Below are 15,594 nucleotides of genomic sequence, written 5' to 3'. Positions count from 1 at the left end.
TGAGCAGCCCTATCTGACGGGTCCAACGTGATTGTTAGTGCATGATCGGCCTGTGTTCCATCGGGATGATGGTTTCTGGTGCCGGAGGGCGATAACCCAGTGCACTGTGTGGTCGTTTGGTGTTGTAGTGCTTCCTCCATTCTTCGATGATGATCTGCGCTTCTCTGAGCGAGTAGAAGATTTCCCCGTTCAACAGCTCGTCCCTCATGCGACCGTTGAAGCTTTCACAAAATCCGTTCTCCCAAGGCGAGCCTGGTTCGATGTATGCCGTTTTGGCTCCGACAGCTGCAATCCAGTCGCGAACCGCCAGAGCAACGAACTCAGGACCGTTATCTGAACGGATGTAGGACGGTGTGCCGCGCAGAATGAACAAATCCGTCAGAGCATCGATCACATCCGCCGAGTTTAGTTTTCGCTTTACCCTGATTGCCAAGCACTCCCGGCTGAACTCGTCGATGATGTTCAACGTCCGGAAAGGTTTCCCATCATCGGTGCGACAATGCACGAAGTCATAGCTCCAGACATGATTGCTATGTTCCGGCCTGAGTCGAACACATGAACCATCGTTTAGCCAAAGCCGTCCCTTCTTGGGCTGTTTTGCAGGCACCTTCAGCCCCTCTCGTCGCCAAAGCCGTTCAATGCGCCCATCACTGACAGACCATCCAGCCTCTCTCAGCAACACCGCAACCCGGCGATACCCATACCGACCATACTGCCTGGCAAGCTCGATCATGTCGGCCACCAGCTGTTCTTCATCGGGTCGGCCCCGTGGAATACGCCTTTGCGTGGATCGGTGCTGTCCCAGTACGCGGCATGCACGGCGCTCGGAAACTTTGAACTGGCTGCGAACATGAGCGACGCAAGCACGGCGACGAGAGGGGCTTAGAAGTTTCCCTTCGATGCTTCCGTCAGGATAAGCTTGTCGAGCGTCAGGTCTGATACCGCACGCCTGAGCCGCTCATTTTCCTTCTGAAGCCGCCTAAGTTCCTTCAATTGGTCTACACCCATTCCGCCATATTGCTTGCGCCAGCGGTAATAGGTTTGCTCCACAACGCCGATCTGTCTGATCGCATCCAGACGCGGCATCCCTTGCCCCATCAGAACTTCAACCTGCCGCAACTTCGAGACAATTTCTTCCGGCTTCGGTCGCTTGTTTGCCATTCTTGGTCCTCCGTTTCCTAATCTTAACGGTGGGCCCATTCAAATGGGGAGGCTCACTCCTTCATCAGCGTAGTACTCTGCCCAGCCCCGTGAACCACTCGTGACAAATTCAGCATGTTTATCTAATCGAGTTTGTTCCCACTCCTCAGGCACCATAACCCAACTCCTTCAGGTATGCCGCCATGCGGGTTTCCAGATCGGCCATCTCGGATGCCAGTTCCTGACGCTCGGCCCGAACTGCCATCAGATCAATCTCCGCTTCTTCCTCAAATGTGTCCACATAGCGGGGAATGTTGAGGTTGAAGTCGTTTTCTTCGATCTCATCGGCCGATGCGACGTAGGCGTACTTATCTACGGCCTCACGCGCTGCAAAGGTATCGGTGATCTTGCGTAGGTGATCTTCGGTCAACGCATTCTGATTGGTGCCCGCCTCAAACTCTCGCGACGCATCGATAAAGAGAACAGTGTCGTCGCTTTTGTTCTTGTTGAACATCAAGATCGCGGCGGGGATGCCGGTGCCAAAGAACAGCTTTTCCGGCAGGCCTATGACGGCGTCGAGCAGGTTTTCCTCAATCAGTTTCTGTCTGATCTTACCCTCGCTTGAGCCACGGAACAAAACCCCATGAGGCACTACAACAGCCATGCGACCGGTGCGGGGTTTCAGGGTTTCGATCATATGCAGAATAAAGGCGTAGTCGCCCTTGGTCTTGGGCGGGATACCACGTCGGAAGCGAGAGAACTTATCAGTCTCGGCGGCCTCTACACCCCATTTGTCCAAGCTGAACGGCGGGTTGGCGACCACTACATCAAAGTGGCGCAGCATATCGTCAGAGGTGCGCAATTTGGGGTTGCGGATGGTGTCGCCCCATTCGATCTGGTGGTTGGTTTCGCCGTGCAGAAACAGGTTCATTTTCGCCAAGGCCCATGTGGAGCCGATAGCCTCTTGCCCATAGAGCGCGTATTGCTTGGTGCCGGTGGCTTCGCGCACTTGGCGGCCACATTTCATCAGCAGGGAAGCCGAGCCACAGGTGGGGTCACAGATGTCGTCACCCTGTTGGGGATGAACCAAACGGGCCATGAGTTCGGACACTTCGGCGGGGGTGTAGAATTCACCGGCCTTTTTCCCAGCCGTCGCAGCGAAGCGTGAAATCAAGTATTCGTAGGCCCCACCGATAATGTCGAGGTTGCCCACACGGGAGGGGCGCAGGTCGAGGGCTTCCTTTGCGAAATCTTCCATCAGGTGTCGGAGGATGTCGTTCTTCTGTTCTTCGTCGCCCAGCTTGTTGGAGTTGAAGCTGATATCCTGGAATACATCGCGCAGCTTGTCGCCATTGACTTCCTCAACCGCATGCAGCGCCTTGTCGATGCGTTCGCCATTGCCTGCCTCATGACGGCGAGCATAGATGGCATCAAAGGACGCATCCTCGGGCAGCTTGAAGCTTTCCTGCTCCATCATGGCGGCAACCAGATCGGGATTATCAGGGTACTGCGACTCATACCCCGCTTTGTGGTCCTTCCACACGTCAGAGACGTATTTCAGGAACAGCATAGTCAGGACATAGTCCTTGTAGATCGACGGATCGACTACGCCACGGAAGGTATCACATGCGCCCCATGCGGCCTTGTTGATCTCGGACTGTGTTACTTGGTTCATTCTCGGGTGCGCCGCAGAGCAACAAAAGCTCAGCGCCTCTCTACTCAAATTGTTGGTTTGCCGCGACCATGAGTTAATTCTCGAAAGGATTCAATTGGCTGTTTGCAAATGGCAGCTACGCACCTTTTTAGTCACATCACCTCCTGAAGCTTCAAGCGGCAGACGGCAAATCGCTGTAGTGCAGCTTTGATTGGATTGCGCAGGTTGAAGCAGTCGGTGAGCGACTTCCGTAGTACAGTTTTAGTTAACCTGATAACAGTAAGGTTTTTGGGGCGCACACAGAGGTTGCGCTCTCGCGTAAGTGGCCGCCTTATGTGCTTCAAGTCTTCAGGAGTTTTGTCATTGAGGATGTTACCGAGTTTTCGGATACCTGCTAAAAAGCACCGAGAATATTATTCGGCTGCGGCCCAGCGGAATCTGGGAGATTGGGTGAAAAACACCACATTTCACCCAGCGTGGTTGCCTCAAAGTTGCATTACGACACAATCACTCGAAATCATCAAGTGTTCAACACGACTTAAGTATATGATTTTATAAGAAACCAGTGGCGGTGCTGTCAGACCATTTCGAACCAGTCTCTGTTTACCCCTAAATGCCGGAACTTATGCTGAACAAAGTTGACGCCACTCGGAGAGAGCAGCGGCGCGGTTGAGCTTGAAATTGTCTCTGCTGTAGAGGGCACGTTCCTGATTGAAATGGTTGTGGACGGAAGAATGAACTGCGGCGAACTTCTGCAAACATCGCATTTGCCTGAAGCGGAGCATCGCACGTTCTCGTCGTCGAAATGGCAGATGGGAATTCTCGGCCCGATTGTTCAGCCAGCGGCCAGTCTCTTGCCGACTACCGTTCCCGACAACTCTCATCGCCGCGCCATAAGACCGCAGTTTGTCCGTCACGATAGATTCAGGTTGACCGTAGCGTTTCATTGATTTTCTGAGGAATTTCAACGCAGCTTTGCGGTCACGGCGCTTGGTCACATAACTTTCCAGCACCTCGCCTTCGTGATCCACAGCCCGCCATAGGTAGTGCGTCTCGCCATTGATCTTCACGAAGACCTCGTCCAGATGCCACTGCCAGTTCGAATAAGATCGCATCCGATTGACCCTGTTTCTGCGGATCTCTGCCGCGAATATCGGGCCAAATCTGTTCCACCAATAACGCACAGTTTAGTGGCTGATCTCGATGCCGCGCTCGTGCAAAAGATCTTCAACATTGCGAAGCGAAAGCGGAAACTGAACATACATCATGACGGCCAGACGGATGATCTCGGGGCTCGTTTTGAAGTAGCGAAATGGGCTGCGTTTTGTAATCCTGCGACGCGAAGTGCTCGCACTGCCCGCCTCAATAAGTTTCTTCTGACAGTGCCGATCCCGGGTATACCGGGTGTCGCACTTGGAGTTGGAATCTAGGGCGTCCCTCATTGGGGCTCTTTGCGTCCAGCGGTAAGCCAGCGCACACATCCTTTAATACGCGGCAAGCATCCAACAGTGCATCCAGATGGGATTGCATGGCTCGCGGATGCTACTGCGGGGTGGCGAATTGACGCTGCCGTAAACCAAATTGCGATCTACTGCGTATTTCCTCCAAGACAACAACTATCCGACGATTGCTCGCGACAGATGGAGCCAACCATGCAGACTGATTCCACAATGATCGAAATGGATACGCAGAACGATACGTGCGCCGCCCTCAATAATGCGCTTGCCGAAACAGCCTTGGCGACGATGCTGGCGCAGAACTTTCACTGGAATGTGACTGGTATGCACTTTGCGCCGTTGCATCACTTGTTCCAGGAAATCTACGAAGATCACTTTCAGGCCCAGGACGATCTTGCAGAGCGCATCAAGGCGTTGGACGGATACGCCGACGGCAACCTTCGCCGCATGCGCGAGCGATCGACGATCGAAGAGGGTACAGGCAATGAAAACGCGCACCAGATGCTAAGCGCGCTCTTGAAGGCCGAAGAGACCCTGGCGTCGTCGCTAAAGAGCTGTGGAGCACTGGCAGCCACTCATGGCGACACACTGACCGAAGACCTCTGCATTGCGCGTGGCCAAGTCCACGAAAAGTTCGCGTGGTTCCTTCGTTCGCATTTGCGCTGATATTTTGAGGATTAGTAAAATATGCTGGAAATCGAAAAACGACATACATTGCTTATCGTCGAAGATGACGATGCACTTCGGGATCGACTTGCGAAGGCCATGCAGCGGCGGGGCTTCGCACCGCGCACTGCATCGAGCGTCGAAGAAGGTCTCGCAGCCATCGAAACTGACTTGCCAGACTTCGCGATCGTCGATCTTCGGCTTCTGGACGGCAATGGACTGGAAGTCATTGAGGCTCTTGAGAAGCAGCACCCGAATGTCCGCACAATCGTGCTGACCGGTTATGGCAACATACCCACGGCCGTCGCGGCAGTGAGGCATGGAGCAATTGATTACATCGCGAAACCGGCGACCGCGGATGAAATCGTCGACACGCTTCTGACCCCGGCGGGCGAGGACACGCCGGTCCCGGCGGAGCCAATTTCGCCAGACGAGGCGCGCTGGGAGCATATCGAGCATGTCTACCATGAGGCGGGCGACAACGTTTCGGAGGCCGCTCGCTTGCTGAACATGCACCGGCGCACGCTGCAACGGATACTTAAACGGCGAAGGATGGCAAATGACGCAGCATAGCGAAACCGACCTTGTCGTCTTGCAAGCGGCTTGCGACGTGCCGTCAAAACAGAGTGAAGGCGGCGGCCCCACCGTCTACTTTGACGGATCCTGCCCGCTGTGCACTTTCGAAATTGGCCACTATGCGTCTCAGACGGGCGGCAATCACTTAAACTTCGTCGATGTGTCCCAGAAAGTTCCCGATCTCGGGTCAGACCTATCGGCGGACGCTGCCATGCGGCGGTTCCACGTTCGTCTCTCTGACGGCAGGCTGCTTTCCGGCGCCCGCGCCTTCGTCGCGATCTGGAACACCCTGCCCAGGTGGCGCTGGGCCGCGCGCATAGCCCAGATTCCCGGTGTAACCTTGGCGCTCGAAGGCGCCTATCGGTTATTCCTGCCTGTGCGGCCTGTGTTGTCGATGCTGGCCGCGCGCCTCGGGGCGCGCGCTGAAAACTCGCGTTAGAACTGCGGATGGGAACGTTAGACACGACGAACGCGGCCCGCCTCGCGGTACTGATGCGCGGAGCATTGCGCCCGCCACCCGGCCGCGCGAGAATCGCATTGGCCGTGCTGATGGGCGCGATGGTTCACGTGATCTTCGCGGCTGCTGTGCTGGCGATGATACTGGCGATGTTTTTTGGTATGAGCCGAAGCCTCGGAACAGTGCCATGGCCCCATGCCGCCTTAGCGAACGCGGCGCTTCTCCTGCAGTTCCCGCTGTTGCATTCGCTGCTGCTCACGCGAGGTGGATCGCGATGGATGGCCCGTCTCGTGCCTGGACCACATGGCGGAACGCTGGCCACGACGACCTATGCCATCATCGCATCCCTACAACTGCTGGCGCTCTTTGCGCTTTGGACGCCGAGTGGAGTCATTTGGTGGCAAGCCGAGGGCTGGGCTCTGAATGCGATGACCGGCGCATATGCCTTGGCTTGGCTTTTGTTGATGAAGGCCAGCTTCGATGCAGGGGCCGAGGTTCAGTCCGGCGCGCATGGTTGGATGTCGCTTCTGCAGAACATAAAGCCCCGCTTTCCGGACATGCCGACGGGTGGCCTGTTTCGCCTTGTTCGTCAACCGATCTACGTCGCCTTTGCACTGACGCTTTGGACGGTGCCGGTCTGGACGCCGGATCAACTGGCGCTGGCTCTGGCCCTCAGCCTCTACTGTCTTGCGGCGCCCAAACTGAAAGAGCGCAGATTCGAACTACGGTATGGGGACCGCTTCCGCGCGTATCAGCGCAAGGTGCCTTATGCCTTTCCCGCGTTGAACAAGGGACGCCAACATGACCAGCATTGAACGGAACAATCTCGGGATCTATGACGACGTCGCGGCCAAGTGGTGGTCCGACGACATCCGTTGGGTGCGAACTCTCAAGAACCTCGTGCCTGGCCGTCTCGCGTGGTTTGATCGGCACATTGACTGGGCAGGGCTCAGGGTCCTCGACCTAGGCTGTGCTGGCGGGTTCATGGCGGAGGCGCTGACCTTCAAGGGCGCGCGCGTCACCGGGATCGATCCGGCATCGCAAGCCATCGAAGCAGCCCGGGCGCGCGCAGAAACGATCGGCCAGTCCATCCGGTACGATGTCGGGGTCGGAGAGGAGCTTCCTTATGAGCCCGAAAGCTACGATGCAGTGGTCTGCGTCGATGTGTTGGAGCATGTCAGCGATCTGACAAAGGTGCTGTCCGAGGTCGCGCGTGTGCTCAAGCCCAAGGGCACCTTCCTATTCGACACGATCAACCGCAATCCCGTGTCGCGCTTCGGTACCATAACCTTGGCCGAGAACATCCTGCGGCTTCTTCCGAAGGGCACGCACGACCCGGAGCTTTTCATCAAACCGCGTGAACTGACACTTGCACTGGAGAACGCCGGGCTCGCGGCAGGACCAACCAAGGGGCTCGGCCCACGAGGTATCAACCGCCGGGGAGATTTCGTTTTTGGCCCCGTTCCGACGCGTAGCGTGATCTACATGGGCATCGCCCGCAAACCGAGGAACCACTGATGTTCGAGCTTTCGCTTCTTGTCACGGCACTCCTGTTCGGGGGGATGGTCCTCTATTCCTTTGGGTTCGCAGCCTTTGTCTTTACGGCGCTCCCGGCCAACGTCGCAGGCCCGCTCATTCGGCGCGCGTTTCCCCATTTTTATCTGTTTGTGTTGACCAGTTCTGCAGTTGCGGCGGCCGTTGCACTTGCGTTTGATCCAGTTTCAAGCGCGATCCTTGTGGCCATCGCGGTGACGACGATCCTTGCGCGGCAGGTCCTCATGCCTGCGATCAACGCCGCCACCGATCAGGGCGCAAAGATACGGTTCAAGGTCCTGCACACCCTATCGATCTTGATCACTCTGGCGCATATCGGCGCGGCGGCCCTTGTCCTCATAAGGATTGCTGGATCTTAGACCGAGCAATGCCTCAAACGGGGTTCTGTGCACCTGCGAAAAACATCAAATGCCCATCGCCGTCATAAATGGGTCGAATGCGTAACCGTTTTAGGAAAGGTGACCCGTCCTTGCGATAATTCAAGATGTCAATGGTGAAGCGTGTCCAAGGACATCGCCTTTGATGTTCTTGATGGTGAGGCCGGTGACGGAATGCTCGGACGGGTCGAAAATCAGGGGCTCGTCGGTCTTGGTTGGCTAGAATTGGGCGTGCGCAACGTGACTAACAATGTCCGCCCGGTTGAAACACCCGAAGACCTCAAGGGCGTTAAGCTGCGCACCATGAAGGTTCCGGCGCATGTGGCAACATTCGAGACACTCGGCGCCAACCCGACGCCGATGAACTTCGGCGAGGTTTACTCTGCCCTTCAGCAAGGCGTGATCGACGGGCAGGAAAACCCGCTGGCGATTATTACCTCACAACGTTTCTACGAGGTGCAGAAATACCTTTCGACCACGGGCCATGTCTTCGCGGTCTACATGCCGGTCGTCTCCAAGCCATTCTTTGACTCGCTGCCTGCGGAGCATCAGCAACTAATCCGGGACTCGATGGCTGCCGCACGTGACTATCAGGCTGAACTGGTCGCCAGCGAAGATGCGGAGCAGCTGGAACAGATCCGTGCCGCAGGTGTCGAGGTTCTGGAACTGACTGCAGAGCAGAGACAGGCCTTCGCTGACAAAACCGAAAGCGTTCGCCTGCAATATCGCGACGAAGTTGGCGCCGAAGCCTACGACGCTTGGGTCGCGGCGGTGTCCTCAGCAGGCGGAAGCTGACCCACGGTTTACTCAGCCAATCCGGGCACCCGTGCCGAGCAGGTTCGGGCGCCCCTTTCGTTCAAGGGGAGGTGAACGATGTCGGTTATCAAATGGATCGATATGAATGCCGAAAAGGTCCTAGCCAGTGCGCTACTAGCCGCGATTGTCGTGTTGATCTTTGGCAACGTGTTCATGCGCTACATCATGAATGCCTCTCTTTCATGGGGAGAAGAGCTAACGCTTTGGCTATTTGTCTGGTTCGTCTGGCTTGGCGTCAGTTATGCCTTCCATACCGGCGATCATGTGCGCATTACAGTCCTGCGCGATGTTCTGAGCGAGCGGGCAAGGCTTTACGCGGATGTTGTGATCGCGCTTCTTGTCCTTGGATTCCTGATCGTTCTTACAATTGAATGCATCAAGCTGATCCGGCAGCCCTTTGTGGCCAGCCAGACCTCAGTTGTTTTGGGGCTGCCAATCCCGATCCTGTATGCCTCAGCGCCGGTTGGTGCAGGCCTGTCCGCAATCCGCGTTACTCAACATCTGATCCGAACCCTGCACCTGATCGCAGAGACCAAAGCGTGAGGAACCCGGCATGCTTGCAACAACGCTTTTCCTGACGCTTTTCGCCCTTCTGCTCTTCAGCGTACCAATTGGCATCTGCCTAGGTCTTGCGACCATGATCGTAATGGTCTTCGTGGACGGCACGCCACCCATGGTTTTGCTGGCACGATCAGTGGTGACAGGCGCGGACTCGTTTCCCCTGATAGCTGTTCCTCTATTCATTCTGGCAGGCGACCTGATGCAGCACGGTGGAATGTCGCGCCGTCTGGTTGGGTTCGCCAATGCACTGATAGGTCATATCCGGGGCGGGCTGGCTTATGTGAACGTGCTTGCCTGCGTGTTCTTTGCCGCCATATCCGGGTCGTCCCCTGCAACTGTCGCCGCCATCGGATCAAACATGATCCCCGAGATGGAAAAGGTTGGCTATACGCGCAAATTCAGCGGCGCATTGACGGCGTCTTCAGGGATGATCGGCGTGATGATCCCGCCAAGTATCCCCTTTATCATCTACGGTGTTACTGCCGAGGTTTCGATCGGAAAGCTGTTCCTGGCGGGTGTTGTTCCCGGCATCCTCTTTGCCCTTATGTTCATGTTGGTCGCCCGTGTCCTGCTGCGAAAGGATGAGGTTGTTCAGCAATCGACAACCACGTTCTCAGGCCCGGGTGTCTGGCTGAGCTTCCGGTCTTCGATCTGGGCACTTCTGGTGCCTGTAATCATCCTTGGGGGCATCTACAGTGGCATCTTCACCCCAACCGAAGCAGGCGCCGTCGCTGTGGTTTACGCCGCCTTCATCGGCATCTTTGTCTATGGCGATATCACCGTCAGGGACCTGCCAGAGGTCTTAGCAGGCAGTGCAAAGACCAGTGGAACCATTCTGATATTGGTGATCATGGCGACTGCCTTTGGCAGACTGATCACGCTTGCAAGAATCCCGACGGAACTCGCCACAACAATCACCAGCCTGTCCGACAATCCGATCATCATCCTGTTGTTGATCAACCTGCTTTTGTTGGTGATCGGCATGTTCATGGAGACGATTTCGTCGATCATCATCATGACACCGATTCTGCTGCCGGTAGCAACTGCACTGGGTGTCGATCCGATCGTCTTTGGTGTCATTTTGACGGTCAATCTGGCCATCGGATTCTGTACACCGCCATTGGGTGTAAACCTGTTCGTGGCCAGCAGTATTTCGAAGGTCTCCATCGAAAGCCTCAGCCGGGCGATCCTGCCATTCTTTGCCGGCATGCTGATCCTGCTGATGTTCATCACCTATGTGCCCGCAATTTCTTTGGCCTTACCGTCCCTTTGGTGACCGGCTGAGGCGCTTCAAACGTTAGACAACGAAACCAGAGGACCCTGATGGATCTGGATCTATCCCACCCGTCGATAGAAGATCTTCGGAAAACTGCGCAAAAGCGCATCCCGAAGTTTGCCTTCGAGTATCTCGACAGCGCAACAGGCCGGGAACTAGGGTTGAAGGTGAACCGTGACGCACTTGATTCCATCAGGTTCATGCCGCGTGTTCTATGCGGCCGAACAAAGGCCGATCTGCAGACTACACTGATGGGTAAAACATATGATCTGCCTTTCGGAGTAGCACCTGTGGGCATGTCCGGCCTGATGTGGGCAGGTGCAGAGCGGATGCTTGCAAAGGCGGCGGTCGCGCACAACATTCCGTTTTCGTTGTCCAGCGTTGCGGTAGCGTCGCCGGAAGATGTGGCGCCCCACATTGGCAACAACGGGTGGTTTCAACATTACCCGGTGAACTCTGGCGAGTTGCGCCGCGCAATGCTGCCGCGGATCAAGGCAGCAGGGTTTCACACGCTGATTATCACAGTGGACGTACCAGAGGAGAGCCGGCGCGAACGACAACGCCGCGCCAACCTGACCGTGCCTCCAAAAGCTGACCTACACACTCTGTTAGAAATGGCTTCACGTCCCGCGTGGTGCCTTGCGCATCTGCGCGAAGGCGTCATGCCACGCATGCGGTTCTTTGACGATTATGTCCCCACACGCGGGCGCGAAAGCTTTACCCACGCGGGCGCCTTGATCCGTGGGATTCCGGATTGGGAGTACCTGCGCGAGTTACGACAGGAGTGGGAAGGCAATTTGATCGTCAAGGGTGTCCTGCGGCCTGAAGATGCTCAAAAAATGGTAACCGAGGGCGTGGACTGCATTTGGGTATCCAACCACTCTGGGCGGCAATTCGAAGCCGGGCCCGCCGTGATTGATCAATTGCCGGGTATTCGCGAAGCGGTCGGTACAGACATGCCACTTATCTACGATTCCGGCATTGCCTGGGGGTTGGACATAATGCGCGCCCTGGCGAAAGGTGCAGATTTCGTCATGGTCGGACGCGCCTTTCAATATGCTGTCGCAGCGTTTGGAGCGCGAGGGGTCGAACATCTCGTTCACATCCTGAAAGCAGACATTGAGGCCAATATGAGTCAGCTGGGTTCTGAAAAACTCGATAGCTTGTCCGAGCATCTTCTCAGGACTGGCTGATCAACCATGCCTGCACGCTGCGTATCACGCTCGCGTGCTCGCATCTTCGTCAAGCAGTCCATTTACGATCAAATCAGCGGTTGAACGCGAACACGCCATCGGAAGGTTATAGACCGTCGCTAGACGAGTCAGAGCCTTAACATCAACATCGTGCGGCATGGGTGACAGAGGGTCGACAAAGAAAATCAGCGCATCCAGTTTCTCTTCACAGATCATAGCGCCGATCTGTTGATCACCCCCGAGCGGTCCACTTTTCAGGCAAGTCACATTCAGCTCTGGAAAGGCCTCTATTATTCGGCCGCCGGTTGTTCCTGTCGAAAAGATCTGCACGCCGGACAGGCGGGACTGTTGTAAACCCACCCATTCAACGATTTCGTCCTTTCGCGCATCATGAGCTACTAGCGCGAAACGCGACGCGTCACCGGATGAATTGTTCAACGTAGTCTTCTCCAAGTCCAACTTCCGCGAAATGTTTTCGGCACAGATCAATCTTGGTAAAGACATCTTCGTAGCCAGTGACCTTGCCCCACGGATCAACATAGCACATCACGCCATTGACCTGAAAATATGTGACCATCTCTTCGACATCGTCCGGGACGACCAAAGTATGTGTCTCGCCCGGCGGCTCAAAGACATAACCCCCTTCTTCCGCCACCCAATCATGTTCCAGATAATGCCAACGTCCTTTCAAGACGAAGCCGTGGACAGGTTGCGGATGGCGGTGCCGCGAAAGAACACCAGCTTTGCGCACTTTGAGAAGATTCATCCAATAGCCTTGCGAGCGGTTCAGACAGAGCGGCCGGAACCACACGTTTTCGGCCTGCGGAACCCATAGCCTGTCGTCTTCGCTCATCGCGTTCGGGATTACGATCTCTTCTTGCGCATCCTTGGGGAACGGCAATTGATAAGGCATTCGGGCGGTGTCATCGTCATTCATTGGTATTCCTCACATAGCGAGATAGCCACCATCGACCGGATAGATCGATCCGGTAACAAAGCTGGCGTTTTCACTCAAAAGCCATTGCACAAGCGCGCCGACCTCTTCTGGCTTACCCCAACGTTTCATCGGCGTGCGGGCCATGATCCCTGCCGTTCGCGCCGGGTCTTCCCGAAGGCCTTCGGTCATCTCTGTTTCGATCCACCCCGGCGCGATGGCATTGACCCGGACGCCGTGTTCGGCCCAGCGACCTGCAAGCGCCTTGGTCAATTGTGCAACGCCGCCCTTGGAAGCGGAATAGGCTGGAACCAAAGGCCCACCAAAGGTGCTGAGCATGGAGGCGGTATTGACGATGGCCCCACCTGTTTCCGTCAGCAACGGATGCGCGGCGAGGCAGCAGCGCATTGTACCGGTCAGGTTCACATCAAGCACCTTGGCAAATACGTCGATGTTGTATTCTTCTTCACGCATAAGAATACCTGCGCAGTTCACCAAAGCATCAAGACGCGTAAGATCGCTAAACACTGTATCGACAGAGACCTGATCAGTCACATCCAGGGTCTGTACCTTGATCCCGTCCTGGGGCACGAACGCATCCAACTCGGATTGTGACGCAGATGCAGCGATGACGGACCAGCCTGCCTCGGCCAGCGATCGCGCGACACCCGCACCGATCCCTCGTGTACCGCCCGTAACAAGGGCCTGTTTCATCCAAGTTCCTCCAATACGCTGGTGAAGGCGCGCGCGCGCCTGTCGATATCATCCAATGTATAGCTCGGTTTGAACAGTGCGGAGCCCAGCCCATATCCATCTGCACCCGCAGCATGATACGACGCCATCGTATCCGGCGTTATGCCACCTACCGCAGCGACGACTGCGTCTGCAGGCAATACGGCGCGCATAGCCGCTATGGCAGCGGGGGGCACCATTTCCGCCGGAAAGAATTTGAGCACCGAAGCTCCGATATCCAATGCCGTAAAGGCCTCGGAGGGGGTCATGACACCCGGACACCAATACAGACCCCGTGCGACAGCCGCGCGCCCGACGTCCGGGTTCATATTAGGCGACACGATGATCCGCCCACCTGCATCTGCGACCGCCCCGACCTGATCCGTAGTCAACACTGTGCCAGCGCCGACTATGGCTTGAACGCCATGTTTCGCAACGATCTGCGCAATCGATTCCAGCGGGTCCGGTGAGTTGAGCGGCACTTCAATAATCCGAAACCCGGCATCGAAGAGCACATCAGACACCGGGCGCGCATTTTCTGGTGCCAGCCCCCGCAAAATCGCAATCAGCGGGTTCTCAGCAAGAGCTGCGGTGAGGTCAATCATCCGACCAACCCCGCAGCGCGAGCAATCAGAAAATGCCCTTTCGCAACGATATCATCTGGCGCGCGACGGCTGTCGAAACCTGCAGTTCGAAGCGCTATTTCGTATCGGTCGGACAAATCGCTCCGTCCAACAACAGTGATCGTGCCGACGTCTTTTAATTCGCCGGTCGCGGCCGCAACCTCGGTCCCGATCAACAAGCCCGACAAGTAGTCGGCCGTAGCAACTTTTGGGATTTTGCCCATGAGAGGAAGCGTCCGAACATGAAACAGGCTGTGCAGCAGGTTCGACTCACCACTGAGGCCGGCCTTGACGCCCATCACGAATGCGTCTTCGCTGAAGGCGTCCTCCTTCATCAAGGTTCCAAGGATCGTGTGTTCTTTCAGCGCCGAAAAGATCTCACCTGTCATGTAGGTCGAAAAGTCCACGATCTTCCCATCCGCAACCTGAACCCATTTGCTGTGCGTTCCCGGCATCACGAACATACCTTCGCTCAAACCGAGCGAAGATGCCCCAATGATCTGGGTCTCCTCGCCGCGCATTACGTCGGGTCCTCCAGCATGTTCTGTCGAAGCACCTGTCACAAAATGAATTCGCGCTCCGTTGGCCGCTTCGTGGGGGACTAACGCCCGCGCAAGACCGCCAGCACCCAGCGGCATTTCGGCATACTGCGTTTCTACCCAGCCATTGCGGCTGGTGATCATGCCAGATGCCAGGATCGGCAGGTTTTCTTTAGTGACCCAAGGGCCGATGAGACGATCAAGAACCGACTCAAACGTTTGTCCTGCAACCTGCATTATGCCTTCAGGCGACGAGACTCCATCGATCACTTCGCCTTCTGCACCAATGAGAAATGCACGGAACGATGAAGTGCCCCAATCTACGCCGATCAGCGCGGGCTCAGATGCGACCGAATTCATTCAGCAGATCCTCGACGGTTTTGCCTTGGGCCACCCATTTACGGGTTTCCTCCTCTCGGTCAGCTTGCTCTTGAGCAAGGCGCACGGTTTCTTCGGCGATTTCCTGTGGAACCACAACGACGCCCATGAGATCAGCTACAATGAAATCTCCGGGGTTTATGACGACGCCCCCACAGGCGATTGGCACATTGATCGAAAGCTCTTCTTTACGTTCTGAGAACATCGTGTGCGTACCACGTGGCGTGATCGCGCGCGTCCAGATTGGCCAGTTGATGTCTTCCAGCTCATCTGTGTCGCGCCCGGTGCCATCAACGATCATGCCGCGGATGCCACGGTTCTTAGCCAGGCCACCCATGAGGCCGCCACAGACCGAAGTTTGGCGATCACCACCCGCGTCCACGACGATCACGTCCCCGGGTTGTCCCATTTCAAGCGCTCTCAAAGGGTCGACCAGATCGCCTTTTGAAAGCTGAACCGTCACGGCCTGGCCTGTCACCTTGGCGCGGAAAGCAGGCTTGATGGCGCTGTCCATCACACCTGTTCGGTACTGCACATCCGCAAAAATGGCAGCGGCAGAGTACGCCTCCAACACCTTGTCGAATTTTTTGAGAAGTTCCGGGTTTCTTTCAAAATCATTGAAAACCCTAAGGTCCGTGCTGACGTCTGGCATTCTTGTCTC

Annotated in this window: 18 protein-coding genes and 1 pseudogene; 10 read left to right on the top strand and 9 right to left on the bottom strand. The window is 56.1% G+C overall.

The window, feature by feature from the left end; all coding sequences use genetic code 11:
- Positions 1 to 34 precede the first annotated feature (34 nt).
- The 3 genes and pseudogenes from RUA4292_RS03460 to RUA4292_RS03445 all read right to left on the bottom strand — a co-directional run bounded on the left by RUA4292_RS03460 (position 35) and on the right by RUA4292_RS03445 (position 4,125).
- Positions 35 to 1,161 (bottom strand): IS3 family transposase gene (locus tag RUA4292_RS03460; protein WP_145974784.1). Its coding sequence is split into 2 segments (ribosomal slippage): positions 35 to 897 and positions 897 to 1,161, totalling 1,128 coding nucleotides; the frame shifts between segments, so codons are not numbered across the junction.
- A 145-nt stretch (positions 1,162 to 1,306) separates the two neighbouring features.
- The gene (locus tag RUA4292_RS03450; RefSeq protein ID WP_058276309.1) at positions 1,307 to 2,815 is read right to left on the bottom strand and encodes a type I restriction-modification system subunit M; all 1,509 of its coding nucleotides are present in this window, start codon (positions 2,813 to 2,815) and stop codon (positions 1,307 to 1,309) included.
- A gap of 602 nt (positions 2,816 to 3,417) precedes the next feature.
- A pseudogene (locus RUA4292_RS03445) lies at positions 3,418 to 4,125 on the bottom strand (IS6 family transposase).
- A gap of 321 nt (positions 4,126 to 4,446) precedes the next feature.
- Here RUA4292_RS03445 and RUA4292_RS03435 point away from each other — a divergent pair.
- From RUA4292_RS03435 to RUA4292_RS03390, 10 genes are all read left to right on the top strand, one after another.
- Positions 4,447 to 4,917 carry a Dps family protein gene (locus tag RUA4292_RS03435; protein ID WP_058276328.1) on the top strand — a complete coding sequence of 157 codons (471 nt, stop codon included), beginning with the start codon at positions 4,447 to 4,449 and terminating at the stop codon, positions 4,915 to 4,917.
- Between the two features lie 21 nt (positions 4,918 to 4,938).
- Positions 4,939 to 5,490 carry a response regulator gene (locus RUA4292_RS03430; RefSeq protein WP_058276307.1) on the top strand — a complete coding sequence of 184 codons (552 nt, stop codon included), beginning with the start codon at positions 4,939 to 4,941 and terminating at the stop codon, positions 5,488 to 5,490.
- On the top strand, positions 5,477 to 5,932 hold the full coding sequence (locus RUA4292_RS03425) for a thiol-disulfide oxidoreductase DCC family protein (protein ID WP_082636975.1): 456 nt from the start codon (positions 5,477 to 5,479) through the stop codon (positions 5,930 to 5,932). Before RUA4292_RS03430 ends, RUA4292_RS03425 begins: the two co-directional genes overlap by 14 nt.
- A 53-nt stretch (positions 5,933 to 5,985) precedes the next feature.
- Entirely contained in the window at positions 5,986 to 6,765 is a 780-nt protein-coding gene (locus tag RUA4292_RS03420; protein ID WP_306346057.1) for an isoprenylcysteine carboxylmethyltransferase family protein, read from the top strand.
- Positions 6,752 to 7,468: a bifunctional 2-polyprenyl-6-hydroxyphenol methylase/3-demethylubiquinol 3-O-methyltransferase UbiG gene (gene ubiG, locus RUA4292_RS03415; protein WP_058276305.1), complete on the top strand. Its 717-nt coding sequence runs from the start codon at positions 6,752 to 6,754 to the stop codon at positions 7,466 to 7,468. Before RUA4292_RS03420 ends, ubiG begins: the two co-directional genes overlap by 14 nt.
- A complete protein-coding gene (locus RUA4292_RS03410; RefSeq protein ID WP_199519980.1) occupies positions 7,468 to 7,863 on the top strand; it encodes a DUF4149 domain-containing protein in 396 nt (131 codons plus the stop codon). Before ubiG ends, RUA4292_RS03410 begins: the two co-directional genes overlap by 1 nt.
- Positions 7,864 to 8,004: 141 nt before the next feature.
- Positions 8,005 to 8,676, top strand: coding sequence for a DctP family TRAP transporter solute-binding subunit (locus RUA4292_RS03405; RefSeq protein ID WP_233493327.1), 672 nt, complete (start codon positions 8,005 to 8,007; stop codon positions 8,674 to 8,676).
- A gap of 78 nt (positions 8,677 to 8,754) precedes the next feature.
- Positions 8,755 to 9,240 carry a TRAP transporter small permease gene (locus RUA4292_RS03400; RefSeq protein ID WP_058276303.1) on the top strand — a complete coding sequence of 162 codons (486 nt, stop codon included), beginning with the start codon at positions 8,755 to 8,757 and terminating at the stop codon, positions 9,238 to 9,240.
- A 10-nt stretch (positions 9,241 to 9,250) separates the two neighbouring features.
- On the top strand, positions 9,251 to 10,534 hold the full coding sequence (locus tag RUA4292_RS03395; protein ID WP_058276302.1) for a TRAP transporter large permease: 1,284 nt from the start codon (positions 9,251 to 9,253) through the stop codon (positions 10,532 to 10,534).
- Positions 10,535 to 10,581: 47 nt separating this feature from the next.
- Entirely contained in the window at positions 10,582 to 11,727 is a 1,146-nt protein-coding gene (locus tag RUA4292_RS03390) for an alpha-hydroxy acid oxidase (protein WP_058276301.1), read from the top strand.
- 24 nt (positions 11,728 to 11,751) lie between these two features.
- Here the strand turns inward: RUA4292_RS03390 and RUA4292_RS03385 are convergent, their stop codons facing one another.
- Genes RUA4292_RS03385 through RUA4292_RS03360 form a run of 6 tightly spaced genes read right to left on the bottom strand, consistent with a single transcriptional unit; the run spans position 11,752 to position 15,585 of the window.
- Entirely contained in the window at positions 11,752 to 12,165 is a 414-nt protein-coding gene (locus RUA4292_RS03385) for a methylglyoxal synthase (RefSeq protein ID WP_058276300.1), read from the bottom strand.
- On the bottom strand, positions 12,146 to 12,664 hold the full coding sequence (locus RUA4292_RS03380; protein WP_050606110.1) for a 2,4'-dihydroxyacetophenone dioxygenase family protein: 519 nt from the start codon (positions 12,662 to 12,664) through the stop codon (positions 12,146 to 12,148). The genes RUA4292_RS03385 and RUA4292_RS03380 overlap by 20 nt, the downstream gene beginning before the upstream one ends.
- A 9-nt stretch (positions 12,665 to 12,673) precedes the next feature.
- Positions 12,674 to 13,375 (bottom strand): SDR family NAD(P)-dependent oxidoreductase, encoded by a 702-nt coding sequence (locus RUA4292_RS03375; RefSeq protein ID WP_058276299.1) that lies wholly within the window; start codon positions 13,373 to 13,375, stop codon positions 12,674 to 12,676.
- Complete coding sequence (locus RUA4292_RS03370; RefSeq protein ID WP_058276298.1) at positions 13,372 to 13,998, bottom strand: 2-dehydro-3-deoxy-6-phosphogalactonate aldolase; 627 nt, start codon at positions 13,996 to 13,998, stop codon at positions 13,372 to 13,374. Before RUA4292_RS03370 ends, RUA4292_RS03375 begins: the two co-directional genes overlap by 4 nt.
- A complete protein-coding gene (locus tag RUA4292_RS03365) occupies positions 13,995 to 14,915 on the bottom strand; it encodes a 2-dehydro-3-deoxygalactonokinase (protein ID WP_050606107.1) in 921 nt (306 codons plus the stop codon). Before RUA4292_RS03365 ends, RUA4292_RS03370 begins: the two co-directional genes overlap by 4 nt.
- On the bottom strand, positions 14,896 to 15,585 hold the full coding sequence (locus RUA4292_RS03360; protein WP_050606106.1) for an RraA family protein: 690 nt from the start codon (positions 15,583 to 15,585) through the stop codon (positions 14,896 to 14,898). The genes RUA4292_RS03365 and RUA4292_RS03360 overlap by 20 nt, the downstream gene beginning before the upstream one ends.
- Positions 15,586 to 15,594 lie beyond the last annotated feature (9 nt).

Source organism: Ruegeria atlantica, assembly GCF_001458195.1.
GTDB classification, from domain to species: Bacteria; Pseudomonadota; Alphaproteobacteria; order Rhodobacterales; family Rhodobacteraceae; genus Ruegeria; species Ruegeria atlantica.
This window is presented reverse-complemented; position numbering and strand designations above follow the sequence as displayed.